The sequence below is a fragment of the Kosakonia sp. YIM B13571 genome (assembly GCF_042788095.1).
Classification (GTDB): domain Bacteria; phylum Pseudomonadota; class Gammaproteobacteria; order Enterobacterales; family Enterobacteriaceae; genus Kosakonia; species Kosakonia quasisacchari.
In genome coordinates, this window is the sequence record NZ_JBHZPL010000003.1 from 118,368 (window position 1) to 142,044 (window position 23,677).

The 23,677-nt window shown below is 57.3% G+C and carries 17 protein-coding genes; 7 read left to right on the forward strand and 10 right to left on the reverse strand.

Annotated elements, in window-relative coordinates:
• Positions 1-56: 56 nt before the first annotated feature.
• From ACFX4O_RS08975 to ACFX4O_RS08995, 5 genes are read left to right on the forward strand one after another with little or no spacing between them, the layout of a single operon-like run.
• The gene (locus tag ACFX4O_RS08975; protein ID WP_380208182.1) at positions 57-1,685 is read left to right on the forward strand and encodes an ABC transporter substrate-binding protein; all 1,629 of its coding nucleotides are present in this window, start codon (positions 57-59) and stop codon (positions 1,683-1,685) included.
• Positions 1,682-2,719: an ABC transporter permease gene (locus tag ACFX4O_RS08980; RefSeq protein ID WP_380208184.1), complete on the forward strand. Its 1,038-nt coding sequence runs from the start codon at positions 1,682-1,684 to the stop codon at positions 2,717-2,719. Before ACFX4O_RS08975 ends, ACFX4O_RS08980 begins: the two co-directional genes overlap by 4 nt.
• Positions 2,716-3,621, forward strand: a complete 906-nt coding sequence (locus ACFX4O_RS08985) for an ABC transporter permease (protein WP_131410593.1) — start codon at positions 2,716-2,718, stop codon at positions 3,619-3,621. Before ACFX4O_RS08980 ends, ACFX4O_RS08985 begins: the two co-directional genes overlap by 4 nt.
• The gene (locus ACFX4O_RS08990; RefSeq protein WP_380208187.1) at positions 3,593-4,456 is read left to right on the forward strand and encodes an ABC transporter ATP-binding protein; all 864 of its coding nucleotides are present in this window, start codon (positions 3,593-3,595) and stop codon (positions 4,454-4,456) included. Before ACFX4O_RS08985 ends, ACFX4O_RS08990 begins: the two co-directional genes overlap by 29 nt.
• Before the next feature lie 10 nt (positions 4,457-4,466).
• Positions 4,467-5,240 (forward strand): ABC transporter ATP-binding protein, encoded by a 774-nt coding sequence (locus tag ACFX4O_RS08995; protein ID WP_380208188.1) that lies wholly within the window; start codon positions 4,467-4,469, stop codon positions 5,238-5,240.
• A 593-nt stretch (positions 5,241-5,833) separates the two neighbouring features.
• Here ACFX4O_RS08995 and yegS read toward each other — a convergent pair.
• The 3 genes from yegS to ACFX4O_RS09010 form a co-directional block, all read right to left on the reverse strand.
• Positions 5,834-6,733: a lipid kinase YegS gene (yegS, locus tag ACFX4O_RS09000; protein ID WP_380208190.1), complete on the reverse strand. Its 900-nt coding sequence runs from the start codon at positions 6,731-6,733 to the stop codon at positions 5,834-5,836.
• 250 nt (positions 6,734-6,983) lie between these two features.
• Positions 6,984-8,345 (reverse strand): tRNA 5-hydroxyuridine modification protein YegQ, encoded by a 1,362-nt coding sequence (yegQ, locus tag ACFX4O_RS09005; RefSeq protein ID WP_380208192.1) that lies wholly within the window; start codon positions 8,343-8,345, stop codon positions 6,984-6,986.
• A 117-nt stretch (positions 8,346-8,462) separates the two neighbouring features.
• The gene (locus tag ACFX4O_RS09010; RefSeq protein ID WP_131410585.1) at positions 8,463-9,194 is read right to left on the reverse strand and encodes a tetratricopeptide repeat protein; all 732 of its coding nucleotides are present in this window, start codon (positions 9,192-9,194) and stop codon (positions 8,463-8,465) included.
• Between the two features lie 235 nt (positions 9,195-9,429).
• Here ACFX4O_RS09010 and ACFX4O_RS09015 point away from each other — a divergent pair, with 235 nt between their 5' ends.
• Entirely contained in the window at positions 9,430-9,894 is a 465-nt protein-coding gene (locus ACFX4O_RS09015; protein WP_380208194.1) for a helix-turn-helix domain-containing protein, read from the forward strand.
• Between the two features lie 41 nt (positions 9,895-9,935).
• Here ACFX4O_RS09015 and baeR read toward each other — a convergent pair whose 3' ends face one another.
• From baeR to yegD, 7 genes are all read right to left on the reverse strand, one after another.
• Positions 9,936-10,658 carry a two-component system response regulator BaeR gene (gene baeR, locus ACFX4O_RS09020; RefSeq protein ID WP_131410581.1) on the reverse strand — a complete coding sequence of 241 codons (723 nt, stop codon included), beginning with the start codon at positions 10,656-10,658 and terminating at the stop codon, positions 9,936-9,938.
• Positions 10,655-12,178: a two-component system sensor histidine kinase BaeS gene (gene baeS / locus ACFX4O_RS09025; protein ID WP_380208196.1), complete on the reverse strand. Its 1,524-nt coding sequence runs from the start codon at positions 12,176-12,178 to the stop codon at positions 10,655-10,657. The genes baeR and baeS overlap by 4 nt, the downstream gene beginning before the upstream one ends.
• Entirely contained in the window at positions 12,175-13,590 is a 1,416-nt protein-coding gene (locus ACFX4O_RS09030; protein ID WP_380208198.1) for an MFS transporter, read from the reverse strand. The genes baeS and ACFX4O_RS09030 overlap by 4 nt, the downstream gene beginning before the upstream one ends.
• Complete coding sequence (gene mdtC / locus ACFX4O_RS09035) at positions 13,587-16,664, reverse strand: multidrug efflux RND transporter permease subunit MdtC (RefSeq protein ID WP_380208200.1); 3,078 nt, start codon at positions 16,662-16,664, stop codon at positions 13,587-13,589. The genes ACFX4O_RS09030 and mdtC overlap by 4 nt, the downstream gene beginning before the upstream one ends.
• Positions 16,665-19,787 carry an MdtB/MuxB family multidrug efflux RND transporter permease subunit gene (locus ACFX4O_RS09040; protein WP_380208202.1) on the reverse strand — a complete coding sequence of 1,041 codons (3,123 nt, stop codon included), beginning with the start codon at positions 19,785-19,787 and terminating at the stop codon, positions 16,665-16,667.
• Complete coding sequence (locus ACFX4O_RS09045; RefSeq protein ID WP_380208204.1) at positions 19,787-21,022, reverse strand: MdtA/MuxA family multidrug efflux RND transporter periplasmic adaptor subunit; 1,236 nt, start codon at positions 21,020-21,022, stop codon at positions 19,787-19,789. The genes ACFX4O_RS09040 and ACFX4O_RS09045 overlap by 1 nt, the downstream gene beginning before the upstream one ends.
• Positions 21,023-21,202: 180 nt before the next feature.
• Entirely contained in the window at positions 21,203-22,555 is a 1,353-nt protein-coding gene (gene yegD / locus ACFX4O_RS09050; RefSeq protein ID WP_380208206.1) for a molecular chaperone, read from the reverse strand.
• Between the two features lie 133 nt (positions 22,556-22,688).
• Between yegD and alkA the strand changes: the two genes are divergently transcribed.
• Entirely contained in the window at positions 22,689-23,543 is an 855-nt protein-coding gene (gene alkA / locus ACFX4O_RS09055; RefSeq protein ID WP_380208208.1) for a DNA-3-methyladenine glycosylase 2, read from the forward strand.
• The last annotated feature ends 134 nt before the right edge of the window (positions 23,544-23,677 follow it).

Sequence of the window (23,677 nt, forward strand, 5' to 3'; positions counted from 1 at the left end):
TTTCGGGCCACGTAGCCGATTTTTGGCGAAACGTACTCTACAAACGGTATGCACAGATGAAAAAAACTTCCCTCGCGGGAGCGTGTTTACTCGCGCTCTCGCTGATGATGGGGAGCGGCGCGACGTTGGCGAAAACGCCGCCCGATCAGCTCATCATCGGCATGAACATGAACAACCTGCTGACCCTCGATCCGGCGGCAATGACCGGCAACGAAGTGGTCAGCATTGTGGTCAATCTCTACGATTCGCTGGTCGAACTCGATCCAAATGAACTCACCAACGTCAAACCGGCGCTGGCAGAGTCCTGGGATATCAGCCCGGACGGCAAAACGCTTACCTTCCACCTACGCAATAACATCAAATTCCATTCTGGTAACCCGCTGACGGCGCAGGATGTGGTGTGGTCGATGCGCCGCCTGCTGCACCTGAACCTGGCGCAGGCGTCGGTGTGGAAATCCTATGGTTTTAGCAAAAAGAATATCGACCAGCAGGTGAGCGCACCGGACAACAACACCGTGCAAATCCGGCTTCCTAAGCCTAACGATCCGCAACTGGTTATCTACTCGCTGGGCGCGCTGGGCAATCTCGGCGTGCTGGACAGCAAAACCGTGCAAAGCCATGAAGTGAACGGTGACTGGGGCAATCGCTGGCTGACCACCAACGAAGCGGGTTCCGGCCCGTTTATGCTGGAAACCTGGCAGGCGAAAGATGTGCTGCGTATGAAGCGCAACCCGGATTACTGGCGCGAGGAACCAAAACTGAACCGCGTGGTGCTGCGCCATTTCCAGGAGTCGCAAACTCTGCGCCTGATGCTGGCGAAAGGCGATCTGGATATTGCCAACAACATGGCGGTATCGGACATCAACGCGTTGCGTAAAGACCCCAACGTGACGGTTGAAGCGGTACAAAAGGGCACGGTTTATTACGTGGCGATGAGCATGAAAGAGCCGCATTTCGCTAACCCGAAAGTGCGCGAAGCGGTGCGGTATCTGATTGATTATCAGGGTATCAATAAGGCGCTGATGCCGGGCTACGGCGTGCTGCACCAACGGCCGATCAAAGCGGGAATGCCGTCAACGCTGCCGGATCCCGGCTACCGGCTGGACATTCCGCGCGCGAAAAAACTGTTAGCGGAAGCGGGTTATCCGAATGGGTTTGACACCACGCTGCGCGTACTCGCCGACCAGCCGTTTCTAAATATCGCCATCGCCGTGCAGTCAACACTGATGCAGGCCGGGATCAACGCCAAAATCGTCACCGGCACCGGCAACCAGATCTATGGCGCGATGCGTGAGCGCAAATTCGAAATGCTGGTGGGGCGCGGCGGCAGCGGTGTTGAGCCGCATCCGCATTCGAGCCTGCGTGCGCTGGTCTATAACCCGGATAACAGCGACGAGGCGCGGCTCACCAACTTCCAGGGCTGGCGCACCAGTTTCTACGATAAACCGCTCAATGAGATGATCGACAACGCGTTGCTGGAGCGCGACCCGGAAAAACAGAAAAGCGACTACCAGCAAATTCAGTTGCGCTATGACCAACTGATCCCGGCGCTGATCCCGCTCTCGCAAATGGTGGATTCGGTGGTGGTGCGTAATGAAGTGAAAAACTTCCAGTCGCATCCGTCTGCCACCACGTTCCTGCGCGACGTGTACAAAGTGCCGGCTACCGGAGGAGAGAAAGGATGAGTTCGCTACTGCTTGCGCCTGGCTCACGCACCAGACGCCTTTCAAAACGGTTAACTCAGGTGGTGGTGACGCTGTTTGGTCTGCTGTTGCTGACCTTCTTTATTGGCCGCGTAATGCCTGTCGATCCGGTGCTGGCGATTGTCGGCCCGGATGCCGATCACAGCACGTATCAGCAGGTTTATCAGCAACTGGGGTTTGATAAGTCGTTGATGACCCAGTTTGGCATTTACCTGAATAACCTGCTGCACGGCAATCTCGGTAACGCATTGCTGACCGGTAAACCGGTGCTGGACGATATTGCGCGCGTCTTCCCGGCGACGCTCGAACTGGCGACGATGGCGATTATCGTTGGCGCGGGGCTGGGCATTCCGCTGGGTGTGCTGGCGGCGGCGCGCCGTAACAGCGTGTCCGATTATGTGGTGCGCATTATCAGCCTTGCCGGTTACTCCACACCGATTTTCTGGGTCGGCATGATGGGGCTGCTGCTGTTCTACGCCTGGCTTGGCTGGGTCGGCGGTGCCGGGCGGCTGGATCTGGGGCTGGATGGCGTGGTGCCGCATCGCACCGGGCTTATCACCGTAGATGCGCTGCTGGCAGGTAACGGCGCGGTGTTCTGGAATGCGCTTAATCATCTGGTGCTGCCTGCCTCGCTGCTCGGTTTCCACTCGCTGGCGTATATCAGCCGCATGACCCGCAGCTTTATGCTGGCGCAACTGTCGCAGGAGTTCATCATCACCGCGCGGGTGAAAGGGCTGACGGAACGCCAGGTCATCTGGAATCACGCGTTTCGCAATATCCTTGTGCAACTGCTGACGGTGGTGGCGCTGGCTTACGGTTCGCTGCTGGAAGGGGCGGTATTGATCGAAACCGTCTTTTCGTGGCCGGGCTTTGGTTCCTACCTTACCGGCAGTTTATTGCTGGGGGATATGAATGCGGTCATGGGCTGCGTGCTGCTGGTCGGGGTGATTTTTGTGATGCTTAATCTGATCTCCGACATGCTCTACCAACTCTTTGATCCGAGGACGAAATCATGACGGTCTCTTTTGATTCGCCGGTCTCTTCGGCACGCCGCGAGCGCAGCCTGCGCATCAAACGCGGCGTCGGGCGTGCGGCCGGATTTGTTGGCAAAATGGCGCGCAACCCGCTCACGGCAATCGGCGGTGGCATCGTTCTGCTGCTGTTGGTGGTGGCGATTTTCGCGCCGCTTATCGCACCTTATAACCCGCTGGTTCAGGATCTGGAAAATGCCCTGAGCGCGCCGAATGCCGCGCACTGGTTTGGTACCGATGAGTTTGGTCGCGATATCTTCAGCCGCCTGGTTTACGGCTCGCGTATCACGCTTTATATCGTGTTGCTGGTTTCCGTTACCGTTGGCCCACTGGGGCTGCTGCTTGGCGTCAGCGCCGGGTACTTTGGCGGCAAGGTCGATATGGTGCTGATGCGTGTGACCGACATCTTTATCTCATTTCCAAGCCTGGTGCTGGCGCTGGCGTTTGTCGCGGCGCTTGGGCCGGGGCTTGAACATGTGGTGATCGCCATTACGCTCACCGCCTGGCCGCCGATTGCACGACTGGCGCGCGCGGAAACCCTCTCATTGCGCCAGGCCGATTTTATCTCTGCCGTGCGCTTACAGGGTGCCTCACCGGTGCGCGTGCTGTGGCGTCATATCGTGCCGCTGTGCCTGCCGTCGGTGATTATCCGCATCACCATGAATATGGCGGGGATCATTCTGACCGCGGCGGGGCTGGGCTTTTTAGGCCTGGGCGCGCAGCCGCCGGAGCCGGAGTGGGGCGCGATGATTTCAAGCGGTCGCACTTACATGATGGAGTGCTGGTGGGTAGTAACCATTCCTGGGCTGGCGATCTTGATCAACAGCCTGGCCTTTAATTTCCTGGGAGACGGCTTACGTGACATCCTCGATCCTCGCAGCGAATAATTCGCCGCTGCTCGATGTGCGCAACCTGCATGTCGATTTTATCAACGGGCGCGCGGTGACCCATGCGGTGCGCGGCGTCTCCTTCAGTCTTGGTCAGGAGAAACTGGCGATTGTCGGTGAGTCTGGCTCGGGGAAATCCACCGTCGGTCGCGCCTTGCTGCGCCTGCATCCGGCGAAAGCGCGTATTCAGGCAGATGCTATGCAGTTTGGCGACGTGGATCTGCTGAACATCAGCGAAGCGCAGATGCGCCAGGTACGCGGCAAGCGTATTTCGATGATTATGCAGGATCCGAAATATTCGCTGAACCCGGTGGTTTGTGTGGGCGATCAGATTGCCGAAGCCTGGCTGACGCACCATCCAGGCAAGAAAGCCGAGGCGAAAGCGAAAGTGCTGGAGATGCTCGATGTGGTGCGCATTCGTCAGCCGGAACGCGTTTATCATCTCTACCCGCATGAGATTTCCGGCGGGCAGGGACAGCGCATCATGATTGCCATGATGCTGATCACCGACCCGGAACTGGTGATCGCCGATGAACCCACCTCGGCGCTGGATGTTTCGGTGCGTTTGCAGGTGCTGGGTTTACTGGACGACTTAGTGAAATCGCGCGGGCTGGGGCTGATTTTTATCAGTCACGACATCAACCTGGTGCGCAGTTTCTGTGACCGCGTACTGGTGATGTACGCCGGGCGGGTGGTGGAGTCGATTGCCGCGAATGATCTCGATAACGCGCAGCACCCCTATACGCAGGGGCTGATTCACTCCCTGCCGGAAATCCATAACCGCCGCCCGGTGCTGCCGGTGTTGCAGCGCCAGGCCAGCTGGCTGGGCGAATAAGGAGAGCAGAATGATCAACGTGAAAAACCTTCACCTCGCGTTTGGTGAAGGGGAAAAACGCAATCAGGTGCTGGAGGATGTCAGTTTCAGCGTGCAGCCGGGTGAGATTTACGGGCTGGTGGGGGAATCCGGCTCCGGCAAAACGACGGTACTGAAGTGCCTGGCTGGGTTGTTTACCCACTGGGAAGGCGAATTGGCAATCAACGGCCAGCCGCTGGAAAAGCGCCTCAGCCCGCCACGCTGCCGGCTGGTGCAGATGGTGTTTCAGGATCCTTACGGTTCGCTGCACCCGCGCCACACCATTGGCGACATTCTGGAAGAGCCGCTGCAAATTCACGGCATTAACGACCGCGATCGGCGCATCAACACGCTGCTGGATAAGGTGGGGTTAAACCGCGCCTTTCGTGACCGTTATCCGCATCAGCTTTCCGGCGGCCAGCGGCAACGTGTGGCTATCGCCCGGGCGCTGATTCTGGAACCGCGCGTATTGCTACTCGATGAACCGACTTCGGCGCTGGATGTTTCGGTGCAGGCGGAAATCCTCAACTTGCTGACGGCGCTGCATCAGGAGTCTCAACTCACTTACCTGATGGTGACGCACGATCTTGGGGTGATCGCCCATTTGTGCCAGAAGGTGGCGGTGATGCAGCACGGTAAAATCCTCGAGACATTAACCGTCGATGCGCTGGTGAGCGGCACGGCGCAAACGGATTATACGCAGATGCTGGTTAACGCCAGCCAGCAGTATAGCCGCGAGATGGCGCGGGAGGTGGCGGCGTATTAAATTTGTCTGCCGTCCGGCTTATCTGTCGCGATTGTCGCGATTGTGGAAGGGTTCCGTTCACCATCAGAACGGTTCTCACAATAAACCTTATCCCGTTCACTGTATGTGAAGTTTCAGAAACGGCAGAACGTCTGATGAACGGAACCATTGTACCTGTGCGACATGCCACATCGATTGCCGGATGTCGCATATCCGGCCTACAACAACGTACTTTTCAGCAACACTGGCCTGGCTTTGACTTTCGGTCTCACAGCGATGGGGGGAGTCCCCGCTGAAATCGGCGCGTGAATGACAAGGGCTGGACGCCATGGATGGCGGCCAGAGGCGAATCGAGCCACGACGGCGAGTCGAGCCGACCGCAGGCAGGCACGCGGGAGGTGAGCGCAGTGCGCAGCACCGATTTCCTGCGGGGCCGCGGGGATTGATAAGGGGAGCGCGGCAGCTCCCCTTATCCCGTTCACGGTATGTGAATTTTCAGAAACGCCAGAACGCCTGGTGAACGGAACCAGTCCACCTATGCGACATGCCGCATCGATTGCCGGTGGCGTTTGTGCTCACACTAGCTTCCAACACCCGCGTAACGTTGCGGCGCATTAACGCAATAACGGGCAATCCGGCGGTAACCGGCATTGCAACGCATTCGGCACCACTTCAATGCGAAACTGCTCGCCGCGTAGCGGTTCGCCGTCGAGATTAAACGTCATTTCGTGCGGGGCATTGATCTCAAACCATGCCGATTTCCCGTCGATAATATGCGGGTTATCGTCCGGCTGTGTCAGGGTGTTGAACAGCGCGGGCAGTAACTCATCGCCGGTGAAAATCCGTAGTTGTAATAAGCCATCATTGATCAGCGCTTGCGGGCAGAGTTGCTGCCCGCCGCCCGCCTGGCGGCCATTACCGATGCCGATCACCAGTGCGTCGCCCTGCCAGTGAAAATCTTCACCGGTGATTTTGCAGCGATCCGCTTTCAGCATATCCATGCGCATCAGACCGTGAATCAAATAGGAGACGCCGCCCAGCGCGGCTTTGAGTTTTTCCGGCGTTTCGCTGGTAATGCGGGTACCAAAACCACCGGTTGCCATATTGATAAAGCAGGTTTTATCGTTCACACGGGCAATATCAATCGGCACCGCTTTGCCGACAATCGCCAGCTGTAAGGCTTTATCCAGCGCTTCCGGGATGCCTGCGCTGGTGGCGAAATCGTTGGCGGTGCCGAGCGGTAAAATGCCCAGCGCCGGAATCGTCTCGCCTTTGCAGTTCACCAGCGCGGTCGCCACTTCGTTAATGGTGCCGTCGCCGCCACCGGCAATCACGGTGGCAACGCCAAGCTGCAGCGCCTCCTCGACATAGCGCACCGCGTCGCCTTTTTCCCAGGTGACGCGCACCTGAATATCCATGCCTTCGTCGCGCAGCAGCGTCACCGCTTCGCGCAGGGCTTCGTCCCCGGCGCTTTTACCGTTGAGAATTAACAAACTTGTGGGAAATGCGCTCATTCTTTTCATCCTGATTGAATTCGATGAGAAAAGTGTATCTCAGGAGAGAAAAGTGGGGAGAAAAAGCAGAGAAAGGATGAAAAAAAATCAGCCTGCGTAAGGGAGATTACGCAGGCTAAGGAGGTGGTTCCTGGTACAGCTAGCATTTATGGGTTATGTTTTTCAGCGAGAAGGATAATACCCGTATTAAACGGGGCGGTATGTGATCCGATTCTAAGATTTTTCGCGCCGAAAAAATAACCCTGCTCAATCACTTCGCGTGAGGGTTGCGTGTTGATTGCCCGGTGAAATTGCGCATTAACAGCGCATATTCCAGCGCCATATCCTGCGGAACCGGCAACCAGACGGTATAACCATCTCCAGGCGCGACCGGCATGGCTTCGCCTTTGGCGTTTTCCATATGCTCCAGCGTAAAGTTGACGTTGCCCTGCGGCGTCATCAGCTCCAGGCTGTCGCCAACGGAGAACTTATTCTTCACTGCTACGGCCGCAAGGTCGCCTTTGCGTTCACCGGTGAATTCACCGACAAATTGCTGGCGTTCGGAAACGGAATAACCGTATTCATAATTCTGGTAGTCGTCATGGGTGTGACGGCGCAGGAACCCTTCGGTGTAACCGCGGTGCGCCAGGCCTTCCAGCGTCTCCAGCAGCGAGGTATCGAACGGCTTGCCCGCTGCGGCATCGTCAATCGCCTTGCGATAAACCTGTGCGGTGCGCGCGCAATAGTAGAATGATTTGGTACGGCCTTCGATTTTCAGCGAATGCACACCCATCTGTGTTAAACGCTCAACATGCGCAATAGCACGCAGATCTTTGGAGTTCATGATGTAAGTGCCGTGTTCGTCTTCGAAGGCGGTCATGTACTCGCCCGGACGCTGGGCTTCTTCAATCATAAACACTTTATCGGTTGGCGCGCCGATGCCGAGCGTCGGCTCAATGTTCTGCACCGGGATCGGCTCATGCACGTGCACGATATTGCCGATGGCGTCTTCTTTGCCTTCCTGCACGTTATATTCCCAGCGGCAGGCATTGGTGCAGGTGCCCTGGTTCGGATCGCGTTTGTTGATATAACCCGAGAGCAGGCAGCGGCCGGAATAAGCCATGCACAGCGCGCCGTGCACGAAGATTTCGATCTCCATGTCCGGTACCTGGGCGCGGATTTCGGCAATCTCTTCCAAAGAGAGCTCGCGGGAAAGGATCACGCGCGTCAGCCCCATTTGCTGCCAGAACTTCACGGTCGCCCAGTTGACGGCGTTGGCTTGTACGGAGAGGTGAATCGGCATCTGCGGGAAGTTTTCACGCACCAGCATGATTAAACCGGGATCGGACATAATCAGCGCATCCGGCCCCATATCCACCACCGGTTTCAGATCGCGAATAAACGTTTTCAGCTTGGCGTTGTGCGGGGCAATGTTCACCACCACGTAAAACTGTTTACCCAGCGCGTGGGCTTCGTTAATCCCGATTTGCAGGTTTTCGTGGTTGAATTCGTTATTGCGCACGCGCAGCGAGTAACGCGGTTGGCCCGCGTAAACCGCATCTGCGCCATAGGCGAAAGCGTAACGCATATTTTTCAGCGTTCCCGCCGGGGAGAGGAGTTCCGGTTTAAACATGATGTTCTCATTCTGATGACAGGTCAGACAGCCTCACCGCAGCGAGGCAGTAGGGGAGTTCCCCTAAATTTAGGGCGGGAATTGTAGCGCTGCGAGCCGGGGGAGTAAACCCGCGCGTTAGTTCACGCGCAGGTAGGTGCCGTCAGCGCTGACGTTATGGCCAAAACCGCAATTCATTGCGTCGTCGGTTTTCATCTCCAGCCTGTTGAGATCTTCCGCCAGATTCAACGAAATGGTGCATTGGGAAATGCCTTCATCACGCAAAACGATGTCGCCTTTGCCGTTTTTCAGCGTCACTTTTTCGCTGAAATCGCCCATATTCGGCCCGGAGTACAGCCCCATAATGCCGAAATAAAGACCGGACCAGTCGGCCTGCCAGCTCTCTTTACCCTGCGGTTTGAGCGTGAGTACTTCCCACTCGCTGCGTCCGGCGTACTGCCAGTATTCACCGGCGGCGGAAGCCGGTTTTGGCAGCGCCTGCAGCTTGTCCTGAATACGCGAAAGGTTATATTTCGACTTTTCATCGTCCGGCATAATGGACAGCCACGCCTGCGCTTTACGGTACTCGCCCTGGCGGATCCAGGTGAGCGCGACGTTGTTGTAGGCGGTCGCTACTAACACATCGTTCGGTTTATCTTTGCCTAATTCGCACTGTTCCAGCCATGCCGCCTGCTCTTCGAAAGCCTCGCGCGCTTTGGGGTAGTCTTTCGCTTTGTAATACTGATCGCCTTTTTTGGCGTAATCGGCGATTTTCGCGCAGTCTGCAGCCATCTGTGCTTCAGTGATCTCTGCCTGGCAGTTGAACGCTGCAAATAAGAGTGTCAGCGCCCCATAGTAGTATTTCCTCACTATCCCTTTCCTTTTATTGTTGTGTAGGCCTGGTGGCTGGCGAAACGACGCCTTGCCCCCAGGCGCCAGTCATCATACAGAGGATTGCGCCGTTGTTCACGGAAGACGTATTCACCGGGGTTATACTTGACGACGGGCCGTGTCAGGCTGCTGTCGGGTTGCTGTCAGGTACGGATCGTGTTGCTGTCTTAGGGGTTGGGTGACACTACAGGCCGGATTCATCAGGAGAAAGAGTATGAGCGATAACAAAGTAAAAACATTACGTCTGGCTCGGGCCTGGTCACAGGAACAACTGGCGGAGATGGCGGCGCTGAGCGTCAGAACCGTGCAGAGAATTGAAAATGGCGATCAGCCTTCTCTGGAAACACTCAGCGCACTGGCGGCCGTGTTTGGTGTCAGTGTTACTGAGCTTTCCGCGCAGAGCGAGGCGGGCGAAGAGGCGCTGGATAAACGCATCACCGCGGCGCGGGAACAGCTCGACGCCGAAAGCAGTTTCTGGCGCATGCTGATCACTGCCGTTATCGTCTGCGCGCTGCTGTTTTTCCTCAACCGCAGCACCTCGCCGGATAGCCAGTGGTCATTGTGGGTGGCAGCGATTTGGGGCGGGCTGGTGGCGGTGAAAGGGTTGCGGATTTTTGTCTTCGCCAATCTGATTAGCCAGTGGCACAAGCAGCGTTTGCAGCGATTGCTGCGTAAATAATATGGATGAAGCGTGTCGGGCGCATGCGCCCGACATACGGCTTACGCCAGTTTGCAAGCGTCGGCTTCCCAACGATAACCGACACCGTAAACGGCGCGGATAAAGGATTGCTCCTCATCCAGCGCTTCCAGTTTGCGGCGTAAGTTTTTGATATGGCTATCGATGGTGCGGTCTGTAACTACGCGGTAATCATCATAGAGATGGTTAAGTAATTGCTCGCGGGAGAAGACTTTACCCGGCTCGCTGGAGAGGGTTTTCAGCAGGCGAAACTCCGCGGGGGTAAGATCCAGCAGCTTGTTGTGCCAGCTCGCCTGGAAACGCCCTTCATCGACAATCAGCGGGCTTTCAGCGTCCAGCCGCTCCAGTTCGCGCTGCGGTTTGCAGCGGCGCAGAATGGTTTTCACACGCGCCACCACTTCACGCGGGCTGTATGGTTTGCAGATGTAATCATCCGCGCCAATCTCCAGCCCCAGCAGGCGGTCGATCTCTTCGATTTTCGCCGTCACCATGATAATGGGCACGTTAGAAAAACGGCGGATTTCCCGACATAACGTTAACCCGTCGGTGCCGGGCAGCATCAAATCCAGCAGGATCAGATCCGGCGGCGTTTGGCGCACGTAAGAGAGCACCTGATCGCCGTGGTTAATCAGCGCTGGCGCGTAGCTTGCCGCGCGCAGATAGTCGAGCAGCAACTGTCCCAGTTTAGGCTCATCTTCAACAACCAGGATGCGTGGCGTGTTTTCATCAATCGGTAACTCAGTCATACATCTCTCGTTTTTTCGCGTTCAAGCGGTAGTTCAACTGTAATGCTAACCCCGCCAAATGGCGAGTGCGCCGCATGGATAGCGCCGCCGTGCGCTTCCACAATATTCAAACAGATAGCCAGCCCCAGGCCGGAACCGCCGCTGGCGCGGTTACGCGAGCCTTCCGTGCGATAAAAGCGCTCAAACAGCCGTTTGAGTTGCTCATCGCTGACGCCCGGCGTGCTGTCGGCAAAACGCATTACCAGCGTGTTGTCGCGGGTAATAACCTGAATCAGCGTTTGCCCGCCCGCATCGGTGTAGCGCAGGCTGTTTTCCAGCAGGTTGTTAAATAACTGCATCAGGCGATCGGGATCGCCAAACACCGTGGCGCTGGCGGGGACTTCAAGGGAAAGTGTCAGATTTCGACTGGCGTAACGCTCGCGGAAAGCGCCTGCGGCGATCTCCACCAGCGACACCACATCAACCGGCGCTTTCTGGTAGGCCAGCGCCCCTTCATCGGACATCGACAACTGGTGCAGGTCGTTGACCAACTTTGTCAGCGTGCCGACTTCCGCCTGTAACGATGCTACCGACTCCGGCGTGAATTGCCGCACGCCGTCCTGAATTGCCTCCAGCTCGCCGCGCAGTACCGCCAGAGGCGTGCGCAGTTCGTGCGAGATATCCGCCATAAAGTCGCGGCGCATCTGTTGGTTTCGCTCCAGCGTGCTGGCGAGCTGGTTAAAGTCGCGCGCCAGCCAACCTAGTTCATCCTGGCTACCGGGATTGACACGGGTGGAGAAATCGCCCGAGGCGAGCCGATGGGTGCCATCGACTAGCCGTTTTACCGGAGCAAGTAAACCGCGCGCCAGCGGGAAAGTTGCCAGCGCGGCGAGCAGCGTGGCAAGGCCGACAATTAGCCAGCTGGTGCGTCGCTGCTGGCGCTCAAAGTTGATATCGGTGTTGCGCGTCAGGCGTTCAATCGGCGAAGCGATAACCCAACCGACGGTCGCATTATTAACCACAATCGCCCGGCGTGTACCGTCTGATGGCACCGGCGAGCGCGGGCCGACCAGCACATTATTATCTTGATCAGCAACCCAGAATTTGGTGCGCCAGCCGTGCGGCGGCATATCCGGTGGTGGCGGTCCTGGCTCGCGTTCCATTTCGTCATTCGGGCCGGGGCGCATGTCACGCTCCGAGCCGGGTTCCATGCCAGGCGGTGCGTTTCTGTCCATCTCGCGCGGTGGTGCGCCAGGGCGGTCTTCATCGCGGTCGTTATCCCGTTCGAATGAGCGTAAGAGCTGGAAAATCACCCGGTCGTTATTACGCAGAAACTGCCAGCTACCGTTCTGCGCATATTGCTCGGCCAGTGAGTCGCTCAACATTTGCAGGCGCTGTTCGTTGCCGCGCTTAATGTAGTCAATAAAACCGTGCTCAAAGCTGAGGCGCACCGCCCAGTGCATGGTGATCAGCAGCACAATGCAGGTGGCTAAAATTGCCAGAAACAGTTTGGCCGTAATACCCGGCCGCCAGAACTTCATGATTCTCTCCTGTTGCGACGGGCAATTACGACGTTCTGGCTGGCGTCATTCGGGACGCGGGCGAAGAGTAACGCCGGGAGTGAAATAATCACCGCCATGCTGAGGTAAGCGTAAAGGAAAACATGGTGCGCCACGCCGCTGTCCGCCGACAGATGCTGCTGGCCAAACAGGCCGAGCAGCAGCCCGGCGACGGTCACGCCGATACTCATCGACAACTGCATGATCATCGACAACAGGCTGTTGCCGCCGCTTGCCAGCTCATCGGGCAGATCTTTAAGCGTTAACGTGTTCATGGAGGAGAAACGCATTGAGTTGATCATCCCCTGGCAGAACAGCACGACCGGTAGCAGGTAATACCAGCCGAGCAGTGCCGTTGCCATAAACAGCAAGCTGATGGCGGCTAACCCAAGCGTGGAGCAGACCAGCGCACGGCGGTAACCAAAACGGTTCACCACTTGCACCACGATGCGTTTCATTCCCATGCTGCCCAGCACCATCGGGATCATCATCAGCCCAGCGTGAAAGGGCGAAAAGCCAAGGCCAATTTGCAAAAACACCGGCGTCATAAACGGCAACATACCGCTGCCGATGCGCCCGGCAAAACTCCCGGCCAGGCCCAGCGAAAACGAGGGCGTGCGGAACAACCGCAGATTAAACAACGCACCGTCATTGCCCCTGGCATGCAGCAGATAAAAGAGAATCGCCGCCGCGCCCACCGTCACCAGCGCGCCGAGTTGCCACGACGTTAGTCCCAGCCCGCGATTGCCATCGAGCGCCAGCGTCAGCGTTGCCATGCCGCCCGCGAGCAGCACAAAACCCGCCATATCAAAGCGGCGGGTTTGCAGGGTGTAGTTGGGCATCAGGCTCAGGGTGGCAATGGCACCGAGAATGCCCACTGGCAGGTTAATCAGGAAAATCCAGTGCCAGGAGGCATATTCAACCAGGATACCGCCAAGCGCCGGGCCGAGCAGCGGGCCGATCTGCCCCGGCAGAGTGACAAAGGTCATCGCCGCCATGTACTGATCGCGCGGGACAATTTTCATCACTGTTAGTCTGCCGACCGGCACCATCATCGCGCCGCCGACACCTTGCAGCACACGTGACATGACTAACTGATCGAGCGTGGAAGCCTGCGCGCAAAACAGTGAGCCGGTGGTAAACAGCACAATGGCGGCAAAAAAGATATTACGCACGCCTATTCTGTCTGCCAGCCAGCCGCTGGCGGGCAGCATCACCGCCACTGTCAGCACATAGGCGACCACCACCATATGCATGTGCAGCGGGCTCTCCCCGAGGCTTTTCGCCATTGAGGGGAGCGCCGTGTTAACAATGGTGGTATCCAGCGACTGCATAAAAAAGCCAAAGGCGACAATCCATAGCTGCCAGCGGATGTTTTTCGGTAACTCATTCATTCACTAACAGGCTCTCTTTCGTGTCGGCTAAAACGCATGCGCAGGCGGTCGAAGAACAGATAGACCACCGGCGTGGTGTACAGGGTGAGCAACTGGCTCATCACCAGCCCGCCCACAATCGTAATACCGAGCGGCTGGCGTAGCTCGGAGCCGTCGCCACCGGAGATAACTAATGGCAGTGCGCCAAACAGCGCCGCCAGGGTGGTCATCATGATCGGGCGAAAACGCAACAAGCAGGCCTGGAAAATCGCCTCTTCGGCGGTGAGATTCCCCTGGCGCTGTGCTTCGATGGCGAAGTCGACCATCATAATCGCGTTTTTCTTTACAATCCCAATCAATAGCATAATGCCAATCAGCGCTATCAAACTGAATGGCGCGCCGAAAAGCTCAAGCGCCAGTAGCGCGCCCACGCCCGCCGAGGGCAGGGTAGAGAGAATGGTCAGCGGGTGAACATAGCTCTCGTACAAAATTCCCAGCACGATATAGACCGTCGCAATTGCCGCCAGGATCAGAATGACCTGTGAGTTCATCGTCTCCTGGAACACCTGCGCGGTGCCGGCAAAACTGCCGCGCACGCTGGAAGGTACGCCAAGCTGCGTCATCGCACGGTTGATGGCATCACTGGCTTGCGATAACGAGGTGCCCGTTGGCAGGTTAAAGGCGATGGTCGATGCCGCCGACAACCCCTGGTGATTCACCGACAGCGGCGCGTTAGCGGGTTGCCAGTGCGCAAAATAGGATAGCGGGATTGTTTTACCGTCACTGTTGATGACGTACATCTTATCCAGCGCACTGACATCCTGGGTGTAACGCGGGTCGACTTCCATCACCACTTTGTACTGATTTAGCGGCTGGTAAATAGTGGAGATCTGCCGTTGACCGAAAGCATTATTCAGCAGACTGTTGGCTGCCTGGACGCTGATACCCAGCCGCGACATGGTTTCACGGTCGTACACCAGATTCATTTCCGCGCCGTTATCCTGCTGATCCGAGTTAACGTCTGCCAGTTCCGGCAGCGCGGCAAGGGCTTTACGGATTTTGGGCTCCCATTCACGCAAGGCGCTGAGAGAGTCTGACAGCAAGGCGAACTGGTAGCTGGCGTTTGCCTGACGTCCGCCGACGCGAATATCCTGTACGGCCATCAAAAACAGGCTCGCGCCTGGCTCTTTTGCCAGCTTGCCGCGCAGACGGTCAATCACCTGTTGCGCAGTTTCGTGGCGGACATTACGGGACTTCAGGGTGATAAACATCATGCCGCTGTTTACGCGCGAACCGCCGGTAAAACCGGTGACATTATCCACCGCCGGATCGTCGCGGATAATCTTCATAAAGTCCTGCAACTTGCCGCGCATCGCCTGGAACGAAATGCTCTGATCGGCCTGAATACCGCCCATCAGCACGCCGGTATCCTGCTCAGGGAAGAACGTTTTCGGAATCGAAATGTAGAGCCAGATATTGAGTGCAATGGTGCCAATCAACACTAACCCGACTAACCGCGCGTGGTTGAGCACCCATTTCAACGAACGGGCATATTGCTGCTGTAGCGCCACCAACAGGCGGCCGAAGCCTTTTTCCCGGCTGCGCTCGCGGGGTTTATGCGCTTTTAACAGCCAGCCACACATCATCGGCGTTAGCGTCAGGGAAATAACCAGCGAAATACCAATCGCCACCGACAGCGTGACGGCGAATTCGCGCAGCAAGCGCCCCGGCAAGCCTGCCATCAACAGCAGCGGCAGGAATACGGCTACCAGCGAGATACTCATCGACAGCACGGTAAAGCCCACTTCGCGCGTACCTTGCAGCGCCGCCTGCAAAGGTTTCATCCCTGCTTCCAGATGGCGCGAGATATTTTCCAGCACCACGATGGCATCATCGACAACAAAACCGGTGGCAATGGTCAGCGCCATCAGCGACAGGTTATTCAGGCTAAAGCCGCATAAATACATGGCGGCAAAAGTACCGATAAGCGACACGGGAACGGCGACTGCCGGGATCAGCGTTGCGCGGCCTGAACGTAAAAACAGGAACACCACGAGGATCACCAGCGCCACCGAGATAACCAGCGTCTGTTCGACCTCTGCTAGCGAAGCGCGAATCGTCGGTGAGCGATCCTGGGCGATTTGCAAATCGATCGCCGCAGGAATCGTTTGCTGCAAGCCGGGCAGACGCGCGCGAATACTGTCCACCGTCTGAATAATATTGGCTTCCGGCAGTTTGCGGATCATCAGCAAAATGGCGGGCTTCGCATTGGTCATCCCGGCGTTGCGCACGTCCTGCACCGAGTCAGTGACCTTCGCGACATCGCTTAAGCGCACGGCGGAGCCGTTTTTGTAGTGGATGATTAATGGTTGGTATTCGGCGGCGGTTTTCAGCTCATCATTGGTTTGCACCTGCCAGCGTTGCGCGCCGTCTTCCACTGCGCCCTGCGGTTTACGCACGTTGGCATTGCTGATTGCTGTGCGTACCGAATCCAGCGACACGCCCTGGTTAAACAGCGCCTGTGGGTTTAAATCCACGCGCACGGCGGGCAGCGAACTGCCACCAATGTCGACATCGCCCACGCCATCAATCTGCGAAATGGTCTGCGCCAGTTGCGTCGAGGCGAAGTCATATAACTGACCCTGCGAATAGGTGTCTGACGTGAGTGTCAGGATCATGATTGGCGCAGCCGACGGGTTCGCTTTGCGATAGGTTGGGCGGCTTGGCATGCCGCTTGGTAACAGGTTTTGCGCCGCGTTAATCGCCGCCTGTACATCGCGCGCCGCGCCGTTGATATCGCGGTCGAAATTAAACTCAAGAATAATACGCGTGCTGCCCAGCGAGCTGGATGAGGTCATTTCGCTGACCCCGGCAATGCGCCCGAGTGAGCGCTCAAGCGGTGTCGCCACGGAGGAGGCCATGGTTTCCGGCGACGCACCCGGCAGTGAGGCGCTAACCATAATCACCGGGAAATCGACCTGCGGCAGCGGGGCGACCGGCAGCAGCCGGAAGCCGAGAATGCCGCATAGCGTAATGGCGAGCGAAATCAAAATCGTCGCCACCGGGCGGTAAATGAAGAGGGCGAAAAACTTCACTTACGCCTCCTCTTCACGGCGCGGGAAACGCTTTTTCACCGCCAGCGACAGGCGATCGAACAACAGGTAAATCACCGGCGTCGTAAAGAGCGTCAGCACCTGACTCACCAGCAAACCACCGACCATGCCAATGCCCAGTGGACGGCGTAATTCTGCGCCGACGCCGGTGCTCAGCATTAGCGGTAACGCGCCAAGTAGTGCCGCCAGGGTGGTCATTAATATCGGGCGAAAACGCAGTAAACAGGCCTGGAAAATCGCATCGCGTGGCGACATACCCTCTTCGCGCTCGGCGGCGAGGGCGAAGTCAATCATCATGATGGCGTTTTTCTTGACGATACCGATAAGCAAAATAATGCCAATGATGGCAATCACATCCAGTTCACTGCCGGAAACCATCAGCGCCAGCAGTGCGCCAACGCCTGCCGTTGGCAATGTCGACAGGATGGTGATGGGGTGAATAAAGCTCTCGTACAGCACGCCGAGCACGATATACATCGCCGCGACGGCCGCAACAATCAGCCAGATGGTGCTGCCAAGCGCCGCCTGGAACGCCAGCGTGCTGCCCTGGAATTGCGTGGTGATGTCCGTCGGGAAGTTAAGCGTTTTCTCGCTATCCAGCACGGCTTGCACCGCATCACCGAGCGAATACCCCTCCGCTACGTTGAAGGAAATCGTGGTCGACGGGAATTGATCCAGATGGTTGATGCTCAGCGGTGCATAGCGTTGCTCCACTTTAGCAATTGACGAGAGCGGCACGATGCCGCCATCGGTGCTGGTCAGGCGGATGTTGTCGAGCGCGGAAAGCCCCGGCGTTTGCGCCGTGTCGTGTTCCAGCACCACGCGATACTGGTTTGCCTGGGTATAAATGGTGGAGATTAACCGCTGACCGAACGCGTTATAAAGGGCGTTATCCACATCCGCCATGTTGATGCCAAGGCGGCTGGCGCTGTCGCGATCGACATTCACATACGCCACGAGGCCTTTGTCTTGCCAGTCGCTGCTGACATCCGCCAGTTGCGGGAGCGCCTGCAGTTTGCTCACCAGCTGCGGTACCCAGGTACTGAGCGCATCTAACGAGTTGGCCTGCAAGGTGAACTGATATTGCGTGCGGCTAACGGTGGTATCAATGGTTAAATCCTGTGTCGGTTGCAGGTAGAGTGCGACACCGGGTACTTTCGCCGCCGCCTGTTGCAGGCGCTCAATCACCGGCTGGACGCGATCGTCGCGCTCATCCAGCGGTTTCAGATTAATTTGCAGCCGTGCGCTGTTAAGCGACGGGTTAGTGCCATCAACACCGACAAAGGAGGTCAGGCTTTCTACCGCCGGATCGCGCAGGATAATATCGGCCACCTGGCGCTGGCGCTCTGCCATGCTGGCAAAGGATGCGGATTGCGGCGCTTGCAGTGTCCCCTGGATAATGCCGTTGTCCTGCACCGGGAAGAAACCTTTCGGAATAACGACCCATAACATGATCGACAACAACAGTGTCCCGACCGCCACGCTCAGCGTCAGCCACGGGTGGTTCAACACTTTACTCAGTAACCGCCCGTAGCCTGCGATGACGTGCTCGAAGAAACGCTCCGACGCGCGGGAAAAACGGTTCTGTTTGCGCAGGGATTCGGCGCTCAGCATGCGGGCGCACATCATCGGCGTCAGTGTCAGCGACACAATCGCGGAAATCAGGATCGCTATTGCCAGCGTGACGGCAAATTCGCGGAACAGGCGGCCGACGATATCCCCCATAAATAGCAGCGGGATCAGTACCGCAATCAACGAGAATGTCAGCGAGATAATGGTAAAGCCAATTTCACCGGCCCCTTTCAATGCGGCGGCCAGCGGTTTTTCGCCTTTTTCGATGTAGCGCGAGATATTCTCGATAACCACAATGGCGTCGTCGACCACAAAGCCGGTGGCGATGGTCAACGCCATGAGCGTCAGGTTGTTGATGGAGAAATCAAGAAACACCATCGCCGCGAATGTTCCGACCAGCGACAGCGGCACCGCAACGCCTGGAATAATGGTGGCCGGAATATTGCGCAGGAAGACATAGATAATCATGACGACCAGCGCGATTGCCAGCATCAGCTCGAACTGGGTGTCGTCGACCGACGCGCGAATGTTGTTGGTTCTGTCCGACAGCACTTTCACCGTGACCGATTTTGGCAGGCTTTCAGTTAACTGCGGCAGCAGGGTACGGATGCTGTCGGCGGTCTTAAGAATGTTTGCTCCTGGCTGGCGCTGAACGTTCATGACAATCGCTTGTTGCTTATTGGCCCATGCGCCAAGCCAGCTATTTTCGGCACCTTGTTCAACGGTCGCGATATCGCCAAGGCGGATCGGCGCACCATTCTGATAAGCGACAATCAACTGGCGATACTCTTCGGCAGACTGCATCTGATCGTTGGCGGAAAGCGTGACGGCACGGGTTGGACCATCGAGGCTGCCTTTCGCCGAATTGACGTTGGCATTAGTGATGGCGGTGCGAATGGTTTCGCTGGTCAGCCCGAGAGCAGCAATCGCCTGGGCATTGAGTTTGACGCGCACTGCCGGGCGCTGGCCACCAGACAGGGTCACCAGGCCGACGCCAGAAACCTGCGATATTTTCTGTGCAACGCGCGTTTCCACCATATCTTCCACTTGGGTCATTGGCATGGCAGAAGAGGTGACGGCGAGTGTCATAATTGGTGGATCCGCCGGGTTAACTTTACTGTAGACCGGCGGGTTGGGTAGATCGGACGGTAGCAGGCTGTTAGCGGCATTCATCGCCGCCTGTACTTCCTGCTCGGCGACATCCAGCGGCAAACTGAGCTGGAACTGCAATGTCACCACCGACGCGCCGCCGGAACTTTGCGACGACATCTGTTTTAAGCCGGACATCTGACCAAACTGGCGCTCCAGCGGTGCGGTGATCGCAGAAGTGACCACATCTGGGCTGGCGCCGGGGTAGAGCGTCACCACCTGGATGGTTGGGTAATCGACTTCAGGCAGCGCGGAAACGGGCAGAAAACGGTAGCCGATAATACCGGCAAGCAGGATCGCCACCATCAACAGCGTGGTGGCGACCGGACGCAAGATAAACAGACGGGAAGGGCCGCCCGTCCGGCCCGGCGGTAGCAACTGCATCAGGAATGCGCTCCTTTGGCCGGATGTTCACGCTTTGCCGGTACGGCTTCGGCGTTTTTCGCATCCACGACTTCCACTTTCGCCCCTTCGGTCAGGCGGTCAATTCCGTCCGTCACCACGCGATCGCCCGCCGACAGACCGGCGGCAATCACTACTTTCTGGCTGTCCTGAATACCGGGCGTGACGGTGTGTTTGCTGACCTGGTTTTTGTCGTTCAGAACCCAGACGAAGTTACCTTCATTACCCATTTGCAGTGCAGCCGCCGGGATCACTACCGCGTCCTGCTGTGTGGCAACCAGCATGCGTGCGTTGACGAACTGGTTGGGGAACAGGGCATCGTCCTGGTTATCAAAGCGGGCTTTCAGTTTGATGGTGCCGGTGGTGGCGTCAATCTGGTTGTCGAGGCTTAACAATGTGCCGCTGCTCAGCTTCTGTTTGTTGGTGCGATCCCAGGCTTCCACCACCAGTTGTTGGCCTGCTTTTTGTGCTTGCACGACGGTGGCGATTTCGCTTTCCGGTAAGGTAAACACCAAATCGATGGGGTGTGTTTGCGTCAACACCACGATCCCGGTGGTGTCACTGCTGCTGATTTGGTTGCCAATATCCACCTGTTTTAAACCCACTCGCCCGGAAATAGGGGCGGTTATGCGGCTCCAGTCCAGCTCTAACTGCGCGCTGGCAACGGAGGCTTCGTCAGCTTTCACGGAGCCTTCCGATTCGGTCACCAGCGCCTGCTGGCTATCGAGATCCTGGCGTGAAACCAGGCTGGTTTTCGCCAGTTGTTGATAGCGAGAAAGATCGCGGCGGGCGTTGGCGAGTGTGGCTTTATCTTTCGCCAGTTGGCCCTGCGCTTGCACCAGCGCCACTTTGAATTGGCTTGGATCGATTTCCGCCAGCAGATCGCCGGCTTTTACTTGCTGGCCTTCCTGGAAATGGATCGCCATAAGCTGGCCCGAAACGCGACTGCGCACGGTAACGGTGTTTGCGGCGGTAATGGTGCCGAGCCCGGAGAGATAACGCGGTACGGCTTCTCGGGTTGCTGTTGCGGCCTGCACCGGCGGCAGCGCGCCGCCGCGCATACCATGACGGCCTCCGCCCGGCGCGCTTTGGCGCTGAGTCTGCCCGGTGGCAGAGGAAGAAGTATCTTTATGTGCGAACTGGTACCAGGCTACGCCCGCTACCGCCATGACCACGACCGCGACAAGCGTGCGGCGAAACGTAACACTGCCTTTCATCGTTATGGGTATCTCATCGGAAAACTAATGGCGAAATAATACTAGTTTAGTAACGGCATGCCCCGGAAAAATGGAGGAAAAATGAAACACTGTCTGGAAACGTATGGCAGGCAGGGTAATTTGCGTTAGGGGGATTTTAAAGAAGAAAATAATGCCGGGAGGGATTCTCCCGGCAAGATATTAACGAAACAGTGTCTGCGCCCAACGCGCAAGACCTGCTGTGACGGAGCCGAAGTCATCGCCGCCCGCAATCGGGATCCCCGGCAGGGTTTGCGCCAGCGCTTTTTTAATCAGCGGTGAACGTGCGCTACCGCCGGTGAGATAAATCACTTCCGGCGTTTCTGCACTGGTTGCCAGCGCCAGTTGCACCTGTTCAAGGATGCGTTGCAGCGGCTGATTTAATGCGCTTTCCAGACCTTCCCGGTCAATTGCCGCCGCGAGATTATCGCTAATAAAGGGCAACTGTGCGCTCACCTGCGCGTCATCGGAAAGGGCGATTTTGCTCTCTTCGGCGCTGCGCACCAACCGGTAGCTGAGACGCTGTCGCCACACTTTTACCAGCAGCGCCACTTTCTCCGCATCGCGGGCGTCACGCAGGAGATCGTTAAGCAAGCGGCCATTGGCGGCGCTGTAAAACTCGGTCTGCGCGGGAACATCGTTAATCGCTACCGCATTCCACCAGGGCAGGATCGGCAGTGCGATGCCTTTTTCTGTCTGACCGCCCATGCCGAGCAGCGGCATCAGGCTTTTGAACGCCAGCGCAATGTCTAAATCGTTACCGCCAACGCGGCAACCGCTGTGCCCCAACAGACTGGCGGCGCGCTCTTGCTTGTCGCGCCATTGCGGCCCCATCAGCAACAATGAGCAGTCGGTCGTACCGCCGCCGATATCCACCACCAGTACCCGTTTTTCCGCACTTAGCGTAGCTTCAAAATCGAGCCCTGCAGCGACCGGTTCGAACTGGAACACCACATCACGGAACCCGGCGCGCTTCGCGGCACGCTCAAGGATCCCCTGCGCCTGCGCGTTTGCCTCATCACCGCCCAGCCCCTGGAAGTTGATCGGGCGGCCAATCACGGCCTGATCAATACTCTCCGGCAATTGCGTTTCTGCCTGCTGACGAATATGCAGCATCATGGCGCACACCAGGTCTTCAAACAGCGCGATTTGCTGCGGTTTCAGGCCGCTGGCGCCAAGGAAGGATTTCGGTGATTTAACAAAGTACACCTCTTCCGGGTCGCTGACGTATTGACGCAATGAGGCCAGCCCGAACTGCACACTGGCGGCGTTAACCTCAATATCTTCCTCGCGGTTAAAGCTCATCGCCCGCCGCAACAGCGCCTGGGTTTCGACGTCTGTCGCCGGAACCTGATGGTGGCGATAGAGCCACTCGCTGACCGCTTCACGCGTCGGTGCGCAGAGCATCGACGGGAGTAAGGTACTGTTGTTTTCCATTTTCAGCAGTTGCGCTGCGCCGTCGCGCATCACCGCGATCGAGCAGTTTGCCGTACCGTAGTCAAAACCAACAAACACGTGTTTATCCCCATGCCAGTGAAGAAGGGGGGCGACTTTAGCCGAATGCGTGACGGGCGACAACCGGAATATGAAAGCAAGGCGGAAAATCCCCGGTTTGTTATGCTGTTAGCATTACTATTCAGGAGTTGCTATGTACACACTGCACTGGCGCAAGCCGTATGACTGGGCGTGGATGTTCGATTTTTTACGTGCGCGCGTCGTGGCGGGCGTTGAGGAGATTAGCGCAACGCGTTATGTGCGCACTTTCCACTACCACGGGCATCGTGGGTTAATCACCGCCGAACCTGACTTAGCGGCAGCGACGCTGAAGGTTACGCTCAGCGATGGACTTATACCCGTAGCGGAACACTGTCTCGCACGTCTGCGCTGTTTGTTTGATCTGGATTGCGACGCAGAAACGGTGAACACAGCGCTGGGCTCACTTGGCGCGGCGCGTCCCGGTTTGCGTTTGCCGGGCAGCGTGGATCCGTTTGAGCAGGCGGTGCGAGCGATTCTGGGGCAACTGGTGAGCGTGGCGATGGCGGCGAAACTAACCGCAAAAGTCGCGCAGCGCTTCGGTGAGCCGCTGGCAGACGCACCGGGCATGATCTGTTTTCCTACGCCAGAGCAATTGGCACAAGCGCAACCGGAAGAACTGAAAGCGCTGGGCATGCCGTTAAAACGCGCGGAGTCGCTGATTTTTCTCGCACAGACGGTTTGCGACGGTACATTTCCGCTCAACCCACCCGCTGACGTGGAGCAGGGGATGAAAGCGCTGCAAACCTGGCCGGGCATCGGGCGCTGGACCGCGAATTATTTTGCGCTGCGTGGCTGGCAGGCGAAAGATGTGTTCCTGCCGGATGACTACCTTATTAAGCAGCGTTTTGCCGGGATGACGCCCGCGCAAATCCGCCGCTACGCCGCGCGCTGGCAGCCGTGGCGGTCGTATGCGTTGTTGCATATTTGGTATAGCGTTGGCTGGCAGCCTGAGACGGAGGAGAAATAAGGCTATTAATTGAGCACAAGAGGAAAATAAGGCGTTATTGTCGCAGCAAGTATGGAACCGGCCAGCGCGGAAAAACCGGAGCGTACACGTAGTACGTGAGGATTTTGAGCACTGCCCGGTTTCAAAATGGCAAG